Annotated in this window: 17 protein-coding genes; 8 read left to right on the forward strand and 9 right to left on the reverse strand. The window is 71.3% G+C overall.

The annotated features are described in order from the left end of the window. Window positions 1-61: 61 nt before the first annotated feature. Window positions 62-1,279 (forward strand): cytochrome P450, encoded by a 1,218-nt coding sequence (locus tag OG736_RS23935; RefSeq protein WP_327184262.1) that lies wholly within the window; start codon window positions 62-64, stop codon window positions 1,277-1,279. Here the strand turns inward: OG736_RS23935 and OG736_RS23940 are convergent. Next, window positions 1,263-1,493 (reverse strand): hypothetical protein, encoded by a 231-nt coding sequence (locus OG736_RS23940; RefSeq protein WP_327184263.1) that lies wholly within the window; start codon window positions 1,491-1,493, stop codon window positions 1,263-1,265. The genes OG736_RS23935 and OG736_RS23940 overlap by 17 nt on opposite strands. Before the next feature lie 301 nt (window positions 1,494-1,794). Here OG736_RS23940 and OG736_RS23945 point away from each other — a divergent pair, with 301 nt between their 5' ends. Beyond that, window positions 1,795-3,966: a TerD family protein gene (locus OG736_RS23945; RefSeq protein WP_327184264.1), complete on the forward strand. Its 2,172-nt coding sequence runs from the start codon at window positions 1,795-1,797 to the stop codon at window positions 3,964-3,966. Window positions 3,967-4,146: 180 nt separating this feature from the next. Here the strand turns inward: OG736_RS23945 and OG736_RS23950 are convergent, their stop codons facing one another. Together OG736_RS23950 and OG736_RS23955 are read right to left on the reverse strand one after the other, a co-directional pair. Beyond that, complete coding sequence (locus tag OG736_RS23950) at window positions 4,147-5,715, reverse strand: ABC transporter permease (RefSeq protein WP_327184265.1); 1,569 nt, start codon at window positions 5,713-5,715, stop codon at window positions 4,147-4,149. After that, window positions 5,712-6,602, reverse strand: a complete 891-nt coding sequence (locus OG736_RS23955; RefSeq protein WP_327184266.1) for an ABC transporter ATP-binding protein — start codon at window positions 6,600-6,602, stop codon at window positions 5,712-5,714. The genes OG736_RS23950 and OG736_RS23955 overlap by 4 nt, the downstream gene beginning before the upstream one ends. A 73-nt stretch (window positions 6,603-6,675) precedes the next feature. Between OG736_RS23955 and OG736_RS23960 the strand changes: the two genes are divergently transcribed. Further along, window positions 6,676-7,164 (forward strand): GbsR/MarR family transcriptional regulator, encoded by a 489-nt coding sequence (locus OG736_RS23960; RefSeq protein WP_327184267.1) that lies wholly within the window; start codon window positions 6,676-6,678, stop codon window positions 7,162-7,164. A 6-nt stretch (window positions 7,165-7,170) separates the two neighbouring features. Here OG736_RS23960 and OG736_RS23965 read toward each other — a convergent pair whose 3' ends face one another. Then, window positions 7,171-8,691, reverse strand: coding sequence for an APC family permease (locus OG736_RS23965; protein ID WP_327184268.1), 1,521 nt, complete (start codon window positions 8,689-8,691; stop codon window positions 7,171-7,173). A 150-nt stretch (window positions 8,692-8,841) separates the two neighbouring features. Between OG736_RS23965 and OG736_RS23970 the strand changes: the two genes are divergently transcribed. Both OG736_RS23970 and eutC read left to right on the forward strand, forming a co-directional pair. Then, the gene (locus OG736_RS23970; RefSeq protein WP_327184269.1) at window positions 8,842-10,272 is read left to right on the forward strand and encodes an ethanolamine ammonia-lyase subunit EutB; all 1,431 of its coding nucleotides are present in this window, start codon (window positions 8,842-8,844) and stop codon (window positions 10,270-10,272) included. Further along, a complete protein-coding gene (gene eutC, locus OG736_RS23975) occupies window positions 10,269-11,096 on the forward strand; it encodes an ethanolamine ammonia-lyase subunit EutC (RefSeq protein ID WP_327184270.1) in 828 nt (275 codons plus the stop codon). Before OG736_RS23970 ends, eutC begins: the two co-directional genes overlap by 4 nt. Window positions 11,097-11,190: 94 nt before the next feature. Here eutC and OG736_RS23980 read toward each other — a convergent pair whose 3' ends face one another. Continuing rightward, window positions 11,191-12,063, reverse strand: coding sequence for a diacylglycerol kinase catalytic domain-containing protein (locus OG736_RS23980; protein ID WP_327184271.1), 873 nt, complete (start codon window positions 12,061-12,063; stop codon window positions 11,191-11,193). A gap of 206 nt (window positions 12,064-12,269) precedes the next feature. On the opposite strand from OG736_RS23980, the gene OG736_RS23985 reads away from it, so the two are divergent. From OG736_RS23985 to OG736_RS23995, 3 genes are all read left to right on the forward strand, one after another. Continuing rightward, entirely contained in the window at window positions 12,270-13,553 is a 1,284-nt protein-coding gene (locus OG736_RS23985; protein WP_028806748.1) for an adenylosuccinate synthase, read from the forward strand. Window positions 13,554-13,696: 143 nt separating this feature from the next. After that, on the forward strand, window positions 13,697-15,526 hold the full coding sequence (locus OG736_RS23990) for a bifunctional metallophosphatase/5'-nucleotidase (protein WP_327184272.1): 1,830 nt from the start codon (window positions 13,697-13,699) through the stop codon (window positions 15,524-15,526). 97 nt (window positions 15,527-15,623) lie between these two features. Further along, a complete protein-coding gene (locus tag OG736_RS23995) occupies window positions 15,624-15,917 on the forward strand; it encodes a hypothetical protein (protein ID WP_327184273.1) in 294 nt (97 codons plus the stop codon). 20 nt (window positions 15,918-15,937) lie between these two features. On the opposite strand, the gene OG736_RS24000 is transcribed toward OG736_RS23995, so the two are convergent. The 4 genes from OG736_RS24000 to OG736_RS24015 all read right to left on the reverse strand — a co-directional run bounded on the left by OG736_RS24000 (window position 15,938) and on the right by OG736_RS24015 (window position 21,529). Next, the gene (locus OG736_RS24000; protein ID WP_142265398.1) at window positions 15,938-16,588 is read right to left on the reverse strand and encodes a putative DNA-mimic protein; all 651 of its coding nucleotides are present in this window, start codon (window positions 16,586-16,588) and stop codon (window positions 15,938-15,940) included. Between the two features lie 59 nt (window positions 16,589-16,647). Then, entirely contained in the window at window positions 16,648-19,140 is a 2,493-nt protein-coding gene (locus OG736_RS24005) for a glycosyltransferase (RefSeq protein ID WP_327184274.1), read from the reverse strand. Beyond that, window positions 19,137-19,838 (reverse strand): GntR family transcriptional regulator, encoded by a 702-nt coding sequence (locus OG736_RS24010; protein ID WP_327184275.1) that lies wholly within the window; start codon window positions 19,836-19,838, stop codon window positions 19,137-19,139. Before OG736_RS24010 ends, OG736_RS24005 begins: the two co-directional genes overlap by 4 nt. 335 nt (window positions 19,839-20,173) lie before the next feature. After that, window positions 20,174-21,529 carry an aspartate aminotransferase family protein gene (locus tag OG736_RS24015; protein WP_327184276.1) on the reverse strand — a complete coding sequence of 452 codons (1,356 nt, stop codon included), beginning with the start codon at window positions 21,527-21,529 and terminating at the stop codon, window positions 20,174-20,176. Window positions 21,530-21,663 lie beyond the last annotated feature (134 nt).

Genomic DNA, 21,663 nt, shown 5'->3' on the forward strand with positions numbered 1-21,663 from the left:
ACTGATCGCCGTTCCGCAGGACCCCCTGGTCAGCAGCTCCTCCACCGGCTAGCGTCCGTTCATGGCAGTAGTTGACGCTCTCTCGTTCGACCCCTGGGATCCCGCCTTCGTGTCGGACCCCTACCCGGCCTACGCCGAGCTCCGGGAGCGGGGGCGGGTGATCTACTACGAGCCGACCGACCAGTGGCTGGTGCCTCGGCACGCGGATGTCTCGGCGCTGCTGCGGGAGCGGCGGCTCGGGCGGACGTATCAGCACCGGTTCACGCACGAGGACTTCGGGCGGACGGCGCCACCGGCCGAGCAGGAGCCGTTCCACACGCTCAACGATCACGGGATGCTCGACCTGGAGCCGCCGGACCACACCCGCATCCGGCGGCTGGTGTCGAAGGCGTTCACCCCGCGCACGGTGGAGCGGCTGAAGCCGTATGTGCGGCGGCTGGCCGGGGAGCTGGTGGACCGGCTGGTGGCGGCGGGCGGGGGCGATCTGCTCAGCGATGTCGCCGAGCCGCTGCCCGTCGCCGTGATCGCGGAGATGCTCGGCATCCCGGAGGCGGACCGGGGGCCGCTGCGGCCCTGGTCGGCGGACATCTGTGGGATGTACGAGCTCAGCCCGTCGAAGGAGACGGCGGCGAAGGCCGTGCGGGCCTCGGTGGAGTTCTCCGAGTATCTGCTGGAGCTGATCGCCGCGCGGCGCAAGGAGCCCGGCGACGATCTCATCTCCGGTCTCATCGCCGCGCACGACGAGGGCGACCGGCTCACCGAGCAGGAGATGATCTCGACCGCGGTGCTGCTGCTCAACGCGGGGCACGAGGCGACCGTGAACGCCACCGTCAACGGGTGGTGGGCGCTCTTCAGGAACCCCGGGCAACTGGCCGCGCTGCGCGCCGACCACTCGCTCGTCCCCTCCGCCGTCGAGGAGCTGATGCGGTACGACACCCCGCTCCAGCTGTTCGAGCGGTGGGTGCTCGACGACATCGAGATCGACGGGACCACCGTGCCCCGGGGAGCCGAGATCGCCATGCTCTTCGGGTCGGCGAACCACGATCCGGCCGTCTTCGCCGACCCGGACCGGCTCGATCTCAGCCGCCCCGAGAACCCGCACATCTCCTTCAGCGCGGGCATCCACTACTGCATCGGCGCGCCGCTGGCCCGTATCGAGCTGGCCGCCTCGATGACGGCCCTGTTGGAACGGGCCCCCACCCTGGCCCTGGCGGCGGAGCCCCGGCGCAAGCCGAACTTCGTGATCCGGGGGCTGGAGGGGCTCAGCGTGACCCTCTGAGGCGGATGCGGGCGAACACGGCCCACAGGGCCAGGCCCGCGGCCGTCCCGCCCAGCAGGGCGAGCGGCAGTTCCGCGTAGAGGACGCTCCAGTCGGGTGCCTGTTCGAAGCGCCAGAGGCGGGAGCGGACGTCGACGGACCACACCGTGAGTCCCGCGCCCCAGCCGAGCGCCATGGCGAGGCACCCGCCGGCGGCCTGCGTGCGTTGTCCCATGCCGGATACGGACGCACGCCGCCCGCCGGGGGTTCCCCACCCGCCCGAAGCCCCACCGCCCGAAGCCCCGCCCGCACGACCCGCCGGCCGACCACCGACGGGTTCGGGCCGACAGCCGAGGGTCCGGGGCGGCCGACGACGGGTCCGGTCGGCCACCGACGGGTCCGGGTCGGCCACCTGCGGATCCCGATCGGCCGGCGACGGGTTCGGGTCGGCCACCTGCGGGTCCGGGGCAGCCGGCGGCGAGAGCGTGCGGGAAACTCTCGTGCGTCTGCTCGTGCGCCTCTGCGATCATCCCCGGATGGCGCACAGTCTCGAACCGCTGGTCATCCGGCACACCCACCGTCTTCCCTCCCCGAAGGGTTCCGCCGGGCAAGGGGCCACCGCCGCGCGGCAGTTCGACGCGGCGTTGGCGTCCGTGGGTTTCAAGCTCTCGGCGGAGCTGCTGGAACGGCTGTCGGGGCTGTCCGAGGCCGCGGTCGTGCACACCGCGCGGCGGACGCTGCGCACCGTGAGCGAGATGGTGGGCGACCATGTCCGGCACAACGTGTACTTCATCGACTTCCCGGCGAACGTGCCGGACACCGAAGAGTTCTGGATGCGGTGTGTGGCGAAGGCGCTCGGCGACGACAAGGCGCGCGAGAACGTGCTGACGCAGCTGGCCCACGGGGTCCTGGACCTGCTCAGCCTCCCCACCTACGGCCGCTACCAGCACACCTACGAGGAGATGCGCGCGGCGCAGGACGAGCTGATCGCCTCGGCGGGCGACCGGGTGACCGTCCTGCACCTCGGGCGGGACCTGGACGACGAACTGACCGACCTGTACCTGGCACTGGCGGGCAGCACGACGCCCCTGGGCGAGGAGCACCTGAGCGATCTCAAGGCCCTCGCCGAGCGGTGCGCGCCCGGCCCCCAGCCGGAGGCGATCCCGGTCCGGGAGAACCGGGCGGTCGTCAACGAGGCCCGCCTCGCCGTCGGCGCGGACCTCCTGCTGGACACCGTCGTCGATGTGCTGCGGCTGGCCTGCGCGCTGTCGGGCGGCGACGTGACGCTGCGGGAGCCGACCCGGTTCCGGGCGCTCTCGCGGCCGGCCCGCCGTGCGCTGCTCGCGGGCCTCGACGCCGTGATCGCGGCGAACCCCGCGAAGCTGGCCGATGTGCACGCGTACCGCGAGCCGTTCAAGCGGCTCGGCGAGCGTCTGCACCCGCACGAGTACCCGCGCTGGCCGCACGCCGCCGACGTGTTCGCCGTGGCCCGGGGCGAGAAGGAGGCGCTGTCCCACGACAGCCGCTTCGAGAAGCTGCTCGACGCGTTCGACGTCCTCGGTGCGGTGCGGCTGATGGAGTCCGCTCCCGGCAAGCTGTTCCGCGCCCTCGACCTTCTGCTGCGTATCGCCGCCGACCAGGAGCAGCGGGACGCGGTGGTGGCCGCCGCCGTGCGGGTCGCCCCCGAGGTCTCCGGCCGGGTCGTGCTCTCGGTCCGCGAGCACTTCCACAACCGGGAGCGGGAGACCGACGAACCCCGCATCTTCGTCAACCGCTGCGGCCGCGCCTGGGTGACCCCCGACCACCGGCCGCCCGTACCGGCCGCCGACCGTGATCGTCTGATCGCCGCCCTCGACGCCGAGCTGCGCCGCAGGCTTCCGGCGCCGGGGCGGCTGCTCGTCGACCCGGACGTCCTCGACGTGGCGCTCCCGCTCAGCGGCAGGGCGACCGCGGCCGGGCTCGGCGTGCTGCCCAGGGGCTCCGTCTCCGCGGTCGACGGCGAGCGGCTGCGCTTCTTCGTGTACTGGAAGGAGACCGGGAACCGGACGGACTTCGACCTCTCGGCGCTGCTCCTGCACGCCGACTACCGCACCGACTCCTGGCTCTCCTACACCTCCCTCACGGCTGTCGGGGGTAGGCACTCCGGCGATGTCACCGAGGCGCCCGACGGGGCCTCGGAGTTCATCGACCTGTCCCTGGACCGGATACGCGGCTCGTTCATCGTCCCGCAGGTCAACATCTACGCCGGGGAGAGCTTCGAGGAGGTCGAGGAGTCGTTCTTCGGTTTCATGCTGCGCGACGGTGAGCAGAAGGGCCGGCCGTTCGAGCCGCGCACGGTGCGGATGAAGTCGGACCTTCGCGGGGCGGGTCGGGTGGCGCTGCCGCTGGTGTTCCTGCGCGAGGACGACGGCCGGTGGCGCGCGAAGTGGCTGCACCTGTATCTGAAGGGCATCTCGTCGGCCAACCGGGTCGAGGAGAACCAGGTGTCGGTGTCCAAGGTGGTGCGCGCGATCGTGGAGCGCGAGCAGCTGACGGTGTGGTACCTGATCGACCTGATGTGTGGCGACACCACGGACGCGGAGCTGTGGGACGGCGAGCCGGTCCCGACCGAGCCCGTGACGTACATCGGTCTGGAACGTCCCGAGGGGCTGCACCCGGACTCCCGGGTCATCACGCTCGAAAATCTGCGCGACCTGATCCCGGGCTGACTGCTAGCGTTGCCCACGGCGAGGCCATGAAGGGGCTTCCTTCTCAATTTCCTGCAATGAAACAAGTTCCTTCGCTTTCCTCGCCGTCTGCTTCGACCGGGAGACGCCCACGCGGCGCCTCCCGGTTTTCGTGCGGCCCCCGTGCGCCGACCGCCATGGTGAACTCGGTCGGCCGGCGCCCTAGGTCGTCAGGTCCCGCCGTCGCAGCGCCGCGAGCCCCGCGGCCACAAGGGCCGCAGCCGCAGCGGAGAGCACCAGCACCGGCCCCCACTCCATCCCGCCGCCCGGCAGCTTCGGCAGGTGGCCGAAGGGCGACAGGTCCAGGACGGCCTGCGGGGCGTCCAGGGCCGGGCCGATCCAGCCGATGAGCAGGATCGCGCCCGCCACACCCCACGCGGCCGGCGCCAGCCGCGGGGCCGTGCCGTACAGCAGGACGGCCAGGCCGCCGACCAGCCAGATCGCCGGGAGCTGCACCAGACAGGCGCCCATGATCGGCAGGATCTCCTTGCCGTAGCCCGCCGCGAAGCCCAGCCCGGCCAGGAGCATGATCAGGGTGGCGCCGCCGAAGGCGGTCAGGAGGTGACCGGCCGCCCAGCGCAGTCGGCCCACCGCGTTCGCCAGGACCGGTTCCGCGCGGCCCGACGTCTCCTCGCCGTGCAGCCGCAGGACGGACGACACGACGTACAGGGCGGCGATCAGGCCGAGCATGCCGATCATCGAGGCGAGGAACGCGTCCGTCAGGTCCGACCGGCCGCCCATCCGCTCGAAGATCTCGCGGGCCTTGTCGTTGTCGGCGACCAGGTCGGCCGCGCCCTCGGTGAGCCCGCCGTACACCACCCCCGCGAGGAAGAAGCCGACACTCCAGCCCAGCACCGCGCCCCGTTGCAGCCGCCAGGCCAGCGCGGAGGCCGTGCCCAGACGTCCTGTCGGGGGGCCCGGTCGAGTGGGCAGGAAGCTCATGCCCACGTCCCGGCGGCCGGCCAGCCCGTACGCCAGCGCGCCCTGCGCCACGACCGCCGCCGCGAACAGGGGCAGCACCCACCACCGCTCGTCCGCGAACGCCCGCAGGTTCTCCAGCCAGCCGAGCGGGGACAGCCAGGTCAGCGCCGACGCACCGGCGTCGGTCGACGAGTCGCCCGCCGCCCGCAGGACGAAGGCCGCGCCCAGCACCGCGGCCGTCAGTCCCCGGGCCAGTCGCGCGCTCTCGGTGAGCTGCGCGAGGACCGCCGCCGCCGTGGCGAACACCATGCCCACCCCGGCGAGCCCGAGGCCGAACGCGACCGCGCCCGCCGCTCCCTGGCCGGCCAGTCCCGCCGTCACCAGCAGGGCCAGTACGGCGTTGGCGACGCCCGCCGCGAGCAGGGCCGCCGTGAGGGAGGCGCGGCGGCCGACCATGCCGGACGCGAGGAGTTCCTGGCGGCCGCTCTCCTCCTCGTCACGGGTGTGCCGTACGACGATCAGCAGGCTCGTCACGGCGGCGAGCGCGCCCGCGTACACGCCCACCCGCCAGGCCGTCAGCGCGCCGAGCGAGTCGTCGAAGACGGGGCCGATCAGGGCTCGCAGGGAGGCGTTGGTGTCCAGCTGCCGCAGCAGGTCGGCCCGGTCGGCCGGGGTGCCGTAGAGGCTCTCGAGCGTGTTCGGCATGGAGAGGATCATCAGGGTGTTCACGGCCACCCAGACGGGGATCAACACCCGGTCGCGGCGCAGCGCGAAGCGCAGGAGCGGGCCGGTGCCCGCCAGCGTGGTCATGCCCGCGTCTCCTGGTAGTGCCGCAGGAACAGCTCCTCCAGCGTCGGTGGCGTCGACCTCAGCGACCGTACGCCCGAGTCCGCCAACGACCGCAGTACCGCGTCGAGTTTGTCGGTGTCGACGTGCAGCGTCACGTGCTTTCCCTGCACCTCGAGGTCGTGCACGCCCGGCAGGTGGGCCAACCCGTTGGGGGAGTGGGTGAGTTCGGCCGTCACGCTCGTCCTCGTCAGGTGGCGCAGGTCGGCCAGTGAGCCCGTCTCCACCGTGCGGCCCTTGCGGATGATGCTGACGCGGTCGCACAGCTCCTCGACCTCGCTGAGGATGTGGGAGGACAGCAGGACCGTCCGGCCGCGGTCCCGTTCCTCCCGCACGCAGCGCTGGAAGACCTCCTCCATCAGGGGGTCCAGGCCCGAGGTCGGCTCGTCCAGGATCAGCAGGTCGACGTCGGAGGCGAACGCGGCCACCAGGGCGACCTTCTGGCGGTTGCCCTTGGAATACGTACGGCCCTTCTTGGTGGGGTCCAGTTCGAAGCGGTCGATCAGGTCGGCCCGGCGGGCCGCGTCCAGGCCGCCGCGCAGTCTGCCGTACAGGTCGATGACCTCGCCGCCGGAGAGGTTGCGCCACAGGGTCACGTCGCCCGGGACGTACGCGATGCGGCGGTGTGCCTCGACCGCGTCCGTCCACGGATCGCGGCCGAGGACCTGCGCGGCGCCGGAGTCGGCGCGCAGCAGGCCGAGCAGGACGCGGATGGTGGTGGACTTGCCGGCGCCGTTGGGGCCGAGGAAGCCGTGCACCTCACCGGTCTCGACCTCCAGGTCGAGGCCGTCCAGAGCGTGGGCGCGGCCGAAGGACTTGTGCAGTCCGGACACCGAGATGGCCTTCGTCATGGCACCGAACGTACGCTTCTTTCAGAAATTTGTGAAGTTAAGGAATCGTGCGAAGAACCGTTAGAATGCGGGCATGAGCGAGAACGGGCGGGACGCGGAGGCCGTGTCGAAGTTCGTCGAGTCCTTCGCGGCCCAGCTCGTCGAGGCGGGGATGCAGCGCATGGCGGCGCGGGTCTTCGCCGCGCTCCTCTCCTCCGACGAGGGTGTGATGACCTCCGCCGAGCTGGGTGAACAGCTGCGGATCAGTCCCGCCGCCGTCTCCGGCGCGGTGCGCTACCTGGCCCAGACGCACATGGTGTCCCGCGAGCGGGAGCCCGGCTCGCGCCGGGAGCGCTACCGGGTGCACGGCGACCAGTGGTACGAGGCGCTGACCAATCGCGACACCCTCATCAAGCGGTGGGAGGGCGCGCTGCGCGAGGGCGTGCTGAGCCTCGGCTCGGACACGCCGGCCGGACGCCGCATGGCCGAGACGCTCGCCTTCTTCGAGTTCATCGAAGGCGAGATCTCGGCCATGATGGAGCGGTGGCGCGTCCACCGTGTGACGGTGTTCGGGGAGGACTAGCCCTCGCTAGCGCTCCTTCGTCTCCTCCAGCACCGTCCGCCCCAGCAGCAGGTAGCGGGACGGGTCCCGCCGCTTGAGGTACTGGGCGTAGCCCACGCCGGCCACCGCGATCAGCGCGACCAGCCACGGCGTCGCCTTCAGCACCAGCGAACCCGACTCCGGCCCCGCCGCCACCCCCATGTTGGACACCAGCAGCGTGACCACGGCGAGCATCGCGACGCCGCCGACGAGCGGGGCGGTGAACGTCCTGAACCAGTGCCGGCTCTCGGGGTGGTGGGAGCGGAAGTAGACCAGCACGGCGAACGAGCACACCGCCTGAACCACCAGGATCGCCATCGTGCCGAGGATCGCGAGCAGCACGTACGTACCGGTGTACGGGTCCTTGCCCGCCGCCCAGAACGCGCCGATCAGAACGGCCGAGACGACGGTCTGGACCAGGCCCGCGATGTGCGGGGAGCCGTGCCGGGCGTGGGTGCGGCCGACGGTGTTCTTCAGGGAGGGCAGTACGCCCTCGCGGCCCAGCGCGTACATGTAGCGGGCGGCGCAGTTGTGGAAGGCCATGCCGCAGGCCAGCGAACCGGTGATCATCAGCCACTGCATGACGTCGACGGCCCAGTGGCCGACGTACCGCTCGGTGGGGCCGAAGAACAGGCCGAGCGGGTTGTCGCCGGCGACCTTCACGGCCGACGACTGTCCGGTGCCCGTGATGGCCATCCAGGAGACGAACACGTAGAAGACGCCGACGCCCAGCACCGAGATCATCGTGGCCTTGGGGATGATCTTCTTCGGGTTGCGCGACTCCTCGCCGTACATCGCCGTCGACTCGAAGCCGACCCAGGACCAGAACGCGAAGAAGAGCCCGAGGCCCGCGCTGGTCCCCTTGAAGGCGTTGACCGGGTTGACCGGGTCGATGCTGAAGCCGTCCGGGCCGCCGCCGTGGAAGGCGACCGAGATCGCCATCGCCGCGAGGATCGTCACCTCGGTGGCGAGCAGGACGACGAGCAGCTTCTCGGCGACGGAGACGCCGAACCAGGTGCCCGTCGCGTTGACCGCGAGCATCAGCACCGCGAACGCCCACCAGGGGATGTCGAGGCCCGTCTGGTCGTGGAGGGTGGTGGTGGCGAAGGTCGAGAAGATGCCGATCAGCGCCGGCTCGAACACCACGTACGCGAAGGTCGCGAGCAGCCCCGAGGCGAGCCCGACCGAGCGGCCGAGGCCGTAGGAGATGAAGCCGTAGAAGGCGCCCGTCGAGGTGATGTGCTTCGCCATCGAAGTGAAGCCGACGGAAAAGATTGCCAGGACGACCATTGCGACGAGGTAGCTCGCCGGGGCGCCGATGCCGTTGCCCGACGACACCATGAAGGGCACGTTGCCGGTCATCGCGGTGATCGGCGCGGCCGTCGCGACGGCCATGAAGACCACCCCGAGCAGGCCGATGGCGTTGGGCTTGAGCCGGTGAACGGTGCCTTCCTCGCCTGACTTCGCCGCTGTGTCCGCCGCTGAGGCGACGCCCTCGTCCACTGCCATCGGGGTGGCCCCTCTCCTGGTCGTCCGCTGGTGTGCTGGACCGGAAGTCTGTAGCCCGAATGAGTCGGTCAAGGGTGTCGGGACGTTAAATGCTTGTCAACCAGACCTTTAGAAATCTGGTCGCAACACGCGCCTCGTACGGTCGCCGCCATGAGCGCCTACACCTCCACCCTCGGCGGCGAGCGATACCGCTTCGACTCGCTCGCCCGGCTGCTCGCCGCCGCGAGCCCCGAACGCTCCGGCGACCGCCTGGCCGGTCTCGCGGCGCAGGACGCCCGGCAGCGGGTCGCGGCGCGCTGGGCGCTGGCGGAGGTGCCGCTGACCGACTTCCTGACCCGGCCCCTGATCCCCTACGAGGACGACGACGTCACCCGGCTCATCCTCGACACCCACGACCCGGCCGCCTTCGCGCCGGTGGCCTCGATGACGGTCGGGGAGCTGCGGGAGTGGCTGCTGTCGGAGGCCGCGGACGCGGTGACGCTGGCCGCGCTGGCGCCGGGACTGACCCCGGAGACGGTGGCCGCCGTCTCCAAGCTCATGGGGAACGCGGATCTGGTGGCGGTGGCCCGGAAGGTACGGGTGGTGACCGCGTTCCGCTCGACCATCGGGCTGCCCGGCCGACTGGCCACCCGGCTCCAGCCCAACCACCCGACCGACGACCCGGCGGGCGTCGCGGCCGCCCTGCTCGACGGTCTGCTGCTGGGCTCCGGCGACGCGGTGATCGGCATCAACCCGGCCACCGACAGCCCGAAGGCCGTACGGGACCTGCTGGAACTGCTGGACGGGGTGATCGGGCGGTACGCGATCCCCACCCAGTCCTGCGTGCTGTGCCACGTCACCACCAGCGTGGACCTGATGGAGCGGGGCGCCCCCGTCGACCTCGTCTTCCAGTCCATCGCCGGCACCCAGGCCGCGAACGCCTCCTTCGGGGTCACCCTCGGCCTGCTCGACGAGGCGTACGAGGCGGCGCTGGCGCTGGAGCGGGGGACGGTCGGCCGGAACGTCATGTACTTCGAGACCGGGCAGGGCAGCGCCCTCTCCGCCGGCGCGCACCACGGGGTCGACCAGCAGACGGTCGAGGCACGGGCGTACGCGGTCGCCCGCCGCTACGACCCGCTGCTGGTGAACACGGTCGTCGGCTTCATCGGCCCGGAGTACCTCTACGACGGCCGGCAGATCCTGCGCGCCGCCCTGGAGGACCACTTCTGCGGCAAGCTGCTCGGCCTGCCCATGGGGCTGGACATCTGCTACACCAACCACGCCGACGCCGATGACGACGACATCGCCACGATGCTGACGATGCTCGGCGTGGCCGGGGCCTCCTTCGTGATCTGCACCCCGGGCGGCGACGACATCATGCTCAACTACCAGTCGGCCTCGTACCACGACGCGTTGTACCTGCGGGAGGTGCTGGGGCTGCGCCCGGCGCCGGAGTTCGAGGCGTGGCTGGATTCGATCGGGCTGCTGGACCCGCGCGGCGGCATCCGCGACCTGTCCGGAACGGCCCACCCGCTGACGGAGATCGCCACCACCGGGACCGGGACCACCGGACGCGCCACCGGACGGGAGCTCGCGGCATGACCATCAGCCAGGTCACCGACAACCAGATCACCGACAACCAGATCACGGACAACCAGATCACGGACAACCAGGTCACCGACGGCCAGGGCGAGCTGTGGGCGTCCCTGCGCCTGCGCACCCAGGCCCGTATCGGCCTGGGCCGGGCCGGTTCCGCCCTGCCCACCCGGCACCGCCTGGAACTCCAGGCGGCGCATGCCGCCGCCCGGGACGCGGTGCACTCGCCGTTCGACCCGGACGCGGTGGCCGCGCAGCTGACCGGCACCTCGGTGGTCCGGGTCCGCAGCGCCGCCCCCGACCGCCTCACCTACCTCCAGCGCCCCGACCTGGGCCGCCGGCTGAACCCCGTCGACCGGGCCCATCTGCCCACCGGCGAGTGGGACGTCGTCTTCGTGGTCGCCGACGGGCTCTCCAGCCGGGCGGTGCACGAGCACGCGGCGGCGATGATCCGGGCGACGACCGCGCGGCTGCCGTCCGGCACCGGGGTGGCGCCCGTCGTCCTCGCCGGACAGGCCCGGGTGGCCCTCGGCGACGACGTCGCGCATGCCATGGGCGCCACGGCCGTGGTGCTCCTCGTCGGCGAACGCCCCGGCATGTCGGCGGCGGACTCCCTGGGCGTGTACCTGACCCACCGGCCCGTGCCGGGCGTCACCACCGACGCCGACCGCAACTGCCTGTCCAACATCCGCCCGCCGCTGGGCCTGGACTACGAGACGGCGGCGGGGAAGCTGGTCGGGCTGCTGGCCGGGGCCCGGGAGGTGGGCCGGTCGGGGGTGGCCCTGAAGGACGAATCCGGCGACGAGGCTGTAGTCGAGCGACTGCCCTGAGCGGCGGATGGTTTCGTGGCGAGGGGAGGGCGCGTCATGACGTCGATGACCCCACCTCCTTCGGGGCCCCGAAGGACAGCGGGCAGTGCCTGACTCACCGCCCCGGCAGCATCAGCCCCAGCGCCCCCTCGCGCACCGTCCAGGTGCGCACGCGTACCGGCCCCGCGACCATCGCGTCCGCGCGGTAGCGGAAGTCCGCGCCCGAGACGGTCACCGTCCGCCCACGCGCCTCCAGGGGCACGGCCACCGCGCCCAGGGACAGCGGCCGGACCTCCACGATCGCCGTGCCCGAGGGCCCCGGGGTCACCGACACCGCCTCCACCGGCTGGTCGAGGTCGACCAGGGTCACCCCGTCGACCTCGATCCGCAGCCGGGCCGGGCCGGGCATGGCCGGGGCGGCGGAGAGCCGGGACGGCCGCGACGGCACCAGCGTCCGGAAGAGCGACTGATAGCTGCGCAGCCAGGGGTGGCCGCCGCCCTGCGCGAGCCCGGCCTCCGCCACGGTCGGCTCCGACTGCGCGGCGAGCGGCACCGGCGGGATCCGAAGCGCGCCCAGCACCACCCCGTCGCTGTCGTCCACCAGTACGTCCAGACGCCGCTCGGCGCCGTCCAGGACGGCCCGGGCCGCCGCCACCGCACCCGAGGGCACCCCCAGGGCGTGCGAGACGCCCAGGCCCGCGCCCACCGGCACCATCGACAGTACGGTTTCGGCCAGGGCCCGCTGCCGGTGCAGCAGGGCCACCGCCCGCATCAGCGCGCGGTCGTCGCCGACGACCACCGGCCGCCGCGAGCCCCGCCGGGCCAGCACCCGGGCGAATTCCTCCTGGTCCTCGGGGAGGCACACCTTCGTACTCGCCGCACCCGCGCTGAGCACGTCTTTCGCGATGCGTACGGACTCCCCGTCCCAGCGCCGGGCGACCGGATCGATGATCACCAGCAGCTGATCGGACGTCGCGAAAGTCGCCACCTCGGTCCTGCCTCGCTTCCTCGGGTAGCATCTTTGTGCAAGAGCCCCTTGCGCTATTGCGCCAGGGGCTTGGTCTATTCCGGGGCATCCGGGTCCGACAAGCGGCGACCGACGACGGTCGCGGTGCACGTGGTGCACGCGGTGGAAAGAACCACCGCGTACGCCCCTGGCCTTGGACATGCCCCACCCGGAAGGGGTGTACGCGCGTGCCCGCACTTGTGCTGCTCGGTGCTCAGTGGGGTGACGAAGGCAAGGGAAAGGCCACCGACCTTCTCGGTGGCTCGGTGGATTACGTAGTGCGTTACCAGGGCGGCAACAACGCCGGCCACACGGTCGTCGTGGGCGACCAGAAGTACGCACTCCACCTGCTCCCTTCGGGAATTCTGTCACCCGGCTGTACGCCGGTCATCGGTAACGGTGTCGTTGTCGACCCGTCGGTCCTGCTCTCCGAGCTGAGCGGTCTGAACGAGCGCGGCGTCGACACGTCGAAGCTGCTGATCAGCGGCAACGCGCACATCATCACCCCGTACAACGTCACTGTCGACAAGGTGACGGAACGCTTCCTCGGAAAGCGCAAGATCGGCACCACCGGCCGCGGTATCGGCCCGACCTACGCCGACAAGATCAACCGGGTCGGCATCCGGGTCCAGGACCTGTACGACGAGTCGATCCTCACCCAGAAGGTCGAGGCGGCGCTGGACGGCAAGAACCAGCTGCTGACCAAGCTGTACAACCGCCGCGCGATCGCGGTCGACCAGGTCGTCGAGGAACTGCTCGGCTACGCGGAGAAGCTCGCTCCGTACGTCACCGACACGGTCCTGCTCCTCAACCAGGCGCTGGAGGCGGACAAGGTCGTCCTCTTCGAGGGCGGTCAGGGCACGCTCCTCGACATCGACCACGGCACGTACCCCTTCGTCACCTCGTCGAACCCGACCGCGGGCGGCGCCTGCACGGGCGCGGGCGTGGGCCCGACGAAGATCAGCCGGGTCATCGGCATCCTGAAGGCCTACACGACCCGCGTCGGCTCGGGCCCGTTCCCGACCGAGCTGTTCGACGAGGACGGCGAGGCGCTGCGCCGCATCGGCGGCGAGCGGGGCGTGACGACCGGTCGTGACCGCCGCTGCGGCTGGTTCGACGCGGTCATCGCCCGCTACGCGACCCGCGTGAACGGCCTGACGGACTTCTTCCTGACGAAGCTCGACGTCCTGACCGGCTGGGAGCAGATCCCGGTCTGCGTGGCGTACGAGATCGACGGCAAGCGCGTCGAGGAACTCCCGTACTCGCAGAGCGACTTCCACCACGCGAAGCCGATCTACGAGACCCTGCCCGGCTGGTCCGAGGACATCACCAAGGCGAAGTCCTTCTCCGACCTGCCGAAGAACGCCCAGGCGTACGTCAAGGCGCTGGAGGAGATGTCCGGCGCCCCGATCTCCGCGATCGGCGTGGGCCCGGGCCGGGACGAGACGATCGAGATCAACTCGTTCCTGTAGTCCCACGGCGGTACCTCGGCTTGGGCCGGTCTTGGACATCCTTGACCGGCCCATGGCCTGTTCGCGGTTACGCCCGTAACTGGCGGAAGCAAGCATCTACGCGGGTAGTTGCCCCTCCTCCGTACCAGTTCCAGGAGCCCCGTATGCCCGTGAACCCCATGAACCGACGTGAGTTCGTGCAGAGGTCGGCCGTCACCGGAGCGGCCGTGGCCGTCGCGGGAGCGGTCGGTTCCGGCACCGCAGAGGCCGCCGCCGGCCACGCCGGTCACGCGCCCCAGAAGACGCCCCGCACCTGGTCGTTCTCCATCCTGGGCACCACCGACCTGCACAGTCACGTCTTCGACTGGGACTACTACACCGACGCCGCCTACACGGACAGCAAGGGCAACTCGGTCGGGGTCGCCCGGATCGCCACGCTCGTCAAGGAGCAGCGGGCGGCGAAGGGCGAGGGGCATGTCCTCCTCGTCGACGCCGGCGACATCATCCAGGGCACCTCGCTCGCCTACTACTTCGCGCGCGTCGCCCCGATCACCGGGACCGACGGCAAGCAGGGGCCGAAGCACCCCATGGCCGTCGCCATGAACCACATGCGCTACGACGCCGCCGCCCTCGGCAACCACGAGTTCAACTACGGCATCGAGGTGCTGCGGAAGTTCGAGCAGCAGTGCCGCTTCCCGCTGCTCGGCGCGAACGCGCTGGACGCCAAGACCCTCAGGCCCGCCTTCGCCCCGTACACGGTCAAGAAGATCCGCGTCCCCGGCGCCCCCGACATCAAGGTGGGCATCCTGGGCCTGACCAACCCCGGCATCGCCCTGTGGGACAAGGACAACGTCAGCGGCAGGATGGTCTTCCCGGGGCTGGTGGAGCAGGCGAAGAAGTACGTGCCGAGACTGCGGGCGCTGGGCTGTGACGTCGTCTTCCTGACCGACCACTCCGGCCTCGACGGCTCCACCTCCTACGGCGACGCGCTCCCGTACGTCGAGAACGCCTCCAACCTCGTCGCCGAGCAGGTCCCCGGCATCGACGCGATCCTCGTCGGGCACACCCACGTCGAGGTTCCCTCGTACACCGTCAAGAACGCGGAGACCGGCGAGGAGGTCCTGCTCTCCGAGCCGTACTGCTGGGGCTACCGGCTGACCGTCTTCGACTTCGAGCTCGAACTCCACCACGGACGCTGGAAGGTCACCGGCAAGAAGGCCCAGACCCTCGACCCCCGCACCGTCGACGAGGACCCGGAGATCACCAGGCTCCTCGAGGCCGACCACGACCTGGTCGTGAAGTACGTCAACACGGCCGTGGGCACCTGCACGCAGGACCTCTCGGCGGCGGAGTCCTGCTGGAAGGACGTCCCGATCATGGACTTCATCCACGAGGTCCAGATGAAGGCGGTGGCCGCCGGACTGTCGGCCGCCGACGCCGCCCTGCCCCTGATCTCGGTCGCCGCGCCCTTCAGCCGCACCGCCGACATCCCGGCCGGTGACGTCACCATCCGCGACATCGCCGGGCTCTACATCTACGACAACACCCTGTACGGCAAGAAGCTCACCGGCGCCCAGCTCAAGGACTACCTGGAGTTCGCGGCGAAGTACTACCACCAGGTGCCGGCGGGCACGGCGGTCGACACCGCGGCCCTGACCAACGCCAACAGCTTCTGGGACTACATGTACGACACGGCGGCGGGCGTCTCGTACGACATCGACATCGCGCAGGCGGAGGGGGCGCGGATCAAGAACCTCACCTACGGCGGCGCCGCCGTCACCGACGACCAGGTCTTCGTGGTCGCCGTCAACAACTACCGCGCCAACGGCGGCAGCGGCTACCCGCACATGGCCGCCGCCGACATCGCCTACAGCTCCACCGATGAGATCCGTCAGCTGATGATCGACTACGTCACGTCCGAGGGAACCCTGGACCCGGCCGACTTCGCCGCCGCCAACTGGAAGCTGACACAGGCCGGCACGGCCGTCTTCTGACGTCGGCCGGCCGGTCCCGCGTCAAGGGATAAATGCCGCATACGGGCATATCCTGGGGTTGACAGACATGTGTGTCGACCAGAAGGAAGTGACTGCGATGCGCATGATGCTGAAGGCGTCCATGGACACCGAGAAGGCGAACGAGGCCATCCGCAACGGCACCCTCGGGAAGCTGATCGAGGAGTCCATGGCGCAGCTCAAGCCCGAGGCTGCCTACTTCACCACCGACCACGGCAAGCGCACCGCCTTCCTGTTCTTCGACATGGAGGAGAGCGCGCAGATGCCCGTGCTCAGCGAGCCGTTCTTCCTCCACCTCGGGGCCGAGATCTCCTACACCCCGGTGATGAACAGGGAGGACGTGCAGAAGGGCCTCTCGCAGCTCGGCCGTTGACCGCCCACCCGGCCGGCCGCTCAGCTGAACACGATCATCGACCCCTGCGCCAGACTCCGCGTCGCCGCCGCGTGCAGCCCGAGCCACACGTGCCGCTCGCGCGCGAAGGGGCTGGAGTCGTACGGCGCCGCAACGGCGGGCTCCTCCAACTCCGTGGGCCCGGCGGGCGGTTGCGGAGCCAACGGCGGATTGGCCGGATCGATGCCGATCGACGGGGCCACGAACTCCAGTTCCCGCAGCAGGGACTGCGCGGAACCCAGGGGTCCGCCGCCCGCGAGGAGCTCGTCGTTGGACAGAGGCTGCGGGAAGTCGACCGGAACGTAGGCGCCCGCGTGGTCGTAGTGCCAGACCAGGTGCGACTGCTGGGCCGTCGCCTCGAACATCTCCAGGAGCTGCTCGTAGTCGCCGCCCAGCGCGTCCACCGGCGTCACCGGCAGCCCGCACACCTGGAGGAGGTAGGCGCGGCGCAGGAAGTGCAGGGCGTCGTAGTCGAAGCCGGCCACCGGGGCGACCTCGCCGGACAGCCCCGGCATGTACTGGTACACCGGCACGGGCGGCAGACCCGCCTCGGCCAGCACCTTGTTGTACTGGGCGAGTTCGTCGGCGAAGGGATTGTCGGGGGTGTGGCACAACACGTCGACGAGTGGCACCAGCCACAGGTCACAGGCCAAAGAGAGCTCCTCACTCAGTACGTTGACCGGTCAGGGAAGACTAGTCGGTGCGACCCGTATCAGCTCCCCCTGTGCAGATCCCATACCCACACTCCGGCCACCCGCCTACCCGGCCGGCCGACCAGCTTCTCCACCGTCTCACGCAGCCGGTCCTCGTGCGGTTGCGGGGCCAGCACCAGGGCGCCCGCCCGCCAGTGCGCGAGGTCCTCGCGGGTCTCGGCCCGGGCCCGGGCGTCGATCACCGGGACGACGCCCGTGTACCGCACGTCCCGCAGCAGACTCGCCGTGAAGCGCAGCGGGACGCCGTAGACGCCGGTGCGGTCGCCCTCGCCGTACGGTCCGTTGAAGTAGCCGCCGGGCATCCGGAAGCCGAGGCCGGCCGCCGTCTGCCAGTGCAGCGCCTCGGCGTCCTCGGGTTCGGCGAGCGGCACCGGGACCAGGGTCTCGTCGCCCCGGACATAGGTCTTCCAGGTGCCGTCGGTGAAGAAGGCGGGCACCTCGGCGCGCGGCTCTGACCTCAGCGGGGCGGGGACGAGGGGGAGCACGGCGAGGCAGACGGCGAGCAGACCGGCGTACTGCGTGCCCAGCCGGCGGGCCTGGGCGAGGCGGTCGACCGCCAGGGCGAGCAGCATGCCCAGCGGCGGGGCGCAGACCAGCGCCACCCGGCTCTCGATGACCGAATCGAAGAGCGGCAGACCGGCCAGCGCCGCCCAGGGGCCGGGGACGGTGGTGTCGGTGAGCGGGAGGTGGATGCGCGAGCCGAGTGACAGCACGGCCGCGGCCGCCGCCGTGACGGCCAGCGCCTTGACCGCCGGGCGCCGCCGGAGCCCCACCGCGATCGCGAACGCGAGCAGCGCCAGCGGCCAGCCGTAGAAGGCGTTCTGTTCGGTCGGGTTCAGGGAGAGGGCGTCGGCGCGGTGGGCGTCGCCCGCGATCAGGGAGCGCTCGGCGAAGGAGAGCAGCGACCGGACGGAGTTGGCGACGCCGGGCGCGGTGCCGTGGTCGATGCCGGTGTAGCTCTGCGGGCCGGAGAACTGCCAGGCCAGCGGGTAGACGACGAGCGGGAGGCAGACGGCGGCGGCGACCGCCAGACCGTTCAGCAGGGGCCGTACGGCGTTCCGTGCGACGTCGGGGCGCACGGCTGCGTAGGCGGCCGCGAAGAGCAGCATGCCCATTGCGGCGAGCAGCAGCGGCTCCTCGCCGAGGAAGAACTGGTAGGCCGCCATCAGGCCGAGGACGACCGCGTTCCGGGTGACCCGTTCACCGGCCGTGAGCCGCAGCGCGCGGTCGATGATCGGCGGGATCATGAACAGCACGACGAAGTTCGGGTGCGCGTTGGCGTGGCTGATCATGGGCGGCGCGAACGTGGCCAGCGCGGCTCCGGCGAAGGCGGCCGCACGCTGGCGGACGAGCCGTTTCACGATCAGCCGGTACCAGGCGACGGCCGTCGCGGCCAGGCCCAGCGTCATCACCAGGCTCAGCGTGACGGCCGGGCCGAACAGCAGCGTGACGGGCGTGAGCGGGACGGACAGGCCCAGCATCGTGGTGTTGGCCATCAGGTTCACGCCGTCAGGGGCGCCCTGGAGGCCGGTGAAGAGGGGATTGCGCAGGTGAGCGATGTTGTCGGCGGTCACCGCGAAGAACCACTCCCACTGGTTCTGGTCCTGGAGGGAGTCGGTGAGGTAGCGGTGGGCCGGGTCGAGGAGGCGACCGGAGTACAGGGCCACCGCCATAGCGAGGAACAGCAGGACGGCGACGACGTCCGCGGGTCTCGGCACCGGGATCCGGAGCCGGACCAGGTCGCGCAGGACCCGGAGGTAGTCCGCCGGACGGACCTTCGAGCCGGGCTGGTGCGACCAGTGCACGGGCACCTCGGCGACCGGCCAGCCGACCCGCTGGAAGTGGCGCAGCACCTCCACGTCGATGGCCCAGCCGTTGAGGCGGGAGGCGGCGAAGGCGGCACGGGCCTTGTCGCCGTCGAACAGCTTGAACCCGCACTGGGTGTCGCGCGTCCCGCGCAGGGTCGTCCCGCGGATGAGCAGGTTGCCCGCCCGGCCGGCGAGTTCGCGTATCCGGTGCTGGCGGTCGCCGAGGGTCGCGCCGGGTACGGCCCGCGAGCCGATCGCCGCCGCGTTGCCGTCCGCGAGCGCCTTCTCCAGGCGCTCCAACTCCTCGACGGGAGTGGCGAGATCGGCGTCCATGACGAGTACCTGGCGGCCCCGGCCGGCGGCGACACCGCGGCGCAGGGCGTGGCCCTTGCCCCGGTTGCCGGAGCCCGCGACGAGCTTCACCCGGGGGTCGCGGCGGACGGTGACGAGCTCACGGGTGGCGTCGGTGGAGCCGTCGTCGGCGACCAGGATCTCCCAGGTGCGCCAGTGGCTCCCGGTCGCGTCGAGGTAGCGGGTGACGGCGTCCAGGGTGGGGCCGAGCCGGCGCTCCTCGTTGAAGGCGGGGATGACGACGGAGAGGTCGACGGGCGCGGTGCGGTGCGCGGGGGTGCCGGTAGGGGACGTGCCGGGGGCGGGCGGGCCGGGGGCGTGCGCCCTGCTCATTCCGCCGCCAGTCGCTCGATCAGGGCGATGGAGCCGTCGTTGTACGCGGCGAGCATCGCCCGGGCGGTGGCGGTGTCGCGGTCGTACAGGGCGTCGACCAGTTCTGTGTGGCCGGACCACAGGTGGCCGCGCAGATCGGTCAGCCGACGCAGGTGCTGCACGGTGCACACCCAGGACTGGAGCCGCAGCCGGTGCAGGAAGTCGGCGAGATAGGGGTTGCCGAACAGGGCGCTCAGCTCGCGCCAGAAGCGCAGGTCGTAGCCGATGAGGACGGTGAGGTCACCGGCGGCCGCGGCCCGCTGCGCCTCCTCGCCGCGGCGGCGCACCCCCGCTATGGCGGCGGCGGTCCGCGGGTCCTCGTAGTTGTGGTGGCGCTGACGGCCCTCGTCCAACGCGAGGAACATCCCCTCGATGATCAGGCTGCGCGCCTCGACCATGCCCCGGAAGTCCGCGACGGAGTACTCGTGGACCCGGAAGCCCCGGTGCTGGTCGGCCTCCAGGAGGCCCTGCGCGGAGAGGTCGACGAGGGCCTCGCGGACGGGGGTCGCGGAGACGCCGTACTGCTCGGCGATCTCCTTGACGGTGAACTCCTGGCCCGGCTGGAGCCGTCCCCCCAGCACCTCGTCGCGCAACGCGTCGGCGATCTGCTGTCGCAGGGTGCTGCGCGTCACGGCTCCGTTGCCGGTGCTGCCGGGCATGGTCGGGGCGTCTCCATCGTCAGGTGCGGGAAAAGCGGCGTGCTCGTCGGTATGTACGAGCACGCCACCTTACGCGTTCGACGAAATCAAGACCTTGGACGATTGCCGCGTTCCCGGGGGCGGGCCGGTGGGGGCCGGTCGCGCGGTTCCCCGCGCCCCTGAAGGGGTTCCTGACCGGACTCGCCATGCCCCGCCGTGCCACCGACCCGCCAAAGCGCCGGGACCGACCCTCGCCCGGTCCCGTGCGGTCCCTGTGCGGCCCCCGTGCGCTCCCGGTCAGGCCCCCTGCGGCCCCCGTCCGGTCCCGTGCGGCCCCGTCCGGACCTCGGCCGGTTCTAGTCCGTGTACTCGTCGGCCACCGAAAGTGCCGTGTCCAGGGCCGCGAGGCCCTCCTTGATCTCGGACTCGGAGACGTTGAGCGGCGGCACGAAGTGGGTGCGGTTCATGTTCACGAACGGCCACACCCCGGCCTTCTTGGCGGCCGCGCCGAAGGCGGCCATGGCCGCGTTGGCCTCGCCCGCCGCGTTGTACGGCACGAGCGGCTCGCGGGTCTCCCGGTTCTTCACCAGCTCGAGGGCCCAGAACATGCCGACACCGCGCACCTCGCCGACGCATCCGTGCCGCTCGGCCAGTTCCCGCAGCCCCGGCTCGACGACCGAGGCGCCCAGGTTCCTGGCGTTCTCGACGATGCCCTCCTCCGCCATGACGTTGATCGTCGCGACGGCGGCCGCGCAGGCCAGCGGGTGCCCGGAGTACGTCAGACCGCCCGGGTAGGGCCGCCTGGCGAAGGTCTCCGCGATCGCGCCGGAGATGGCGACCCCGCCGAGCGGCACGTATCCGCTGTTCACGCCCTTGGCGAAGGTCATCAGGTCGGGCGTCACGTCGAACAGGTCGGCCGCGAACCACTCACCGGTGCGCCCGAACCCGGCCATGACCTCGTCCAGGACGAAGACGATCCCGTACTGGTCGCAGAGCTGCCGTACCCCGGCGAGATAGCCGGGCGGCGGGACCATGATCCCGGCGGTGCCCGGGACGGTCTCCAGGATGATCGCGGCGATCGTTCCCGGCCCCTCGAAGGCGATCGTCGTCTCCAGGTGCTCGAGCGCCCGCGCGGTCTCCTGCTCCTCCGTCTCCGCGTAGAAGCGGGAGCGGTACAGGTACGGCGCCCAGAAGTGGACGACCCCGGCCGTCGCGCTGTCGGAGGCCCAGCGGCGCGGGTCGCCGGTGAGGTTCACGGCCTGCTGGGTGCCGCCGTGGTACGAGCGATAGGCGGACAGCACCTTGGCGCGCCCGGTGTGCAGCCGGGCCATGCGCACGGCGTGCTCGACCGCGTCGGCCCCACCGTTGGTGAAGAAGATCTTGTCCAGGTCGCCGGGGGTCCGCTCGGCGATCAGCCGGGCCGCCTCCGAACGGGCCTCGACGGCGAAGGCGGGCGCGAAGGTGGTCAGGTGTGCGGCCTGCTCCTGGATCGCGGCGACGACCTTCGGGTGCTGGTAGCCGATGTTGGCGTAGACGAGCCCGCTGGTGAGGTCGAGGTACCGCTTGCCGTCGTAGTCCCAGAAGTACGACCCCTCCGCGCCGGCCACGGCGAGCGGGTCGATGAGCTCCTGGGCGGACCAGGAGTGGAAGACATGCGCGCGGTCCGCGGCCTTCACGGCGGCGCCGGCCTGGGGGCTGGACTGAGGGGTCATGCCAGTGAGCGTAAATGTCCGCGATGCGGAAGCGGTATCGGCGTCCTGTTCCGTGGAGGGGGCGATTCCGCGACAGGTTGTCGGGCGTGGGGAGGGGTCCGGGGCCGGGGTCGGCCCGGGGGACGGAGGCTCGG

Source organism: Streptomyces sp. NBC_01334, assembly GCF_035983595.1.
GTDB classification, from domain to species: Bacteria; Actinomycetota; Actinomycetes; order Streptomycetales; family Streptomycetaceae; genus Streptomyces; species Streptomyces coriariae.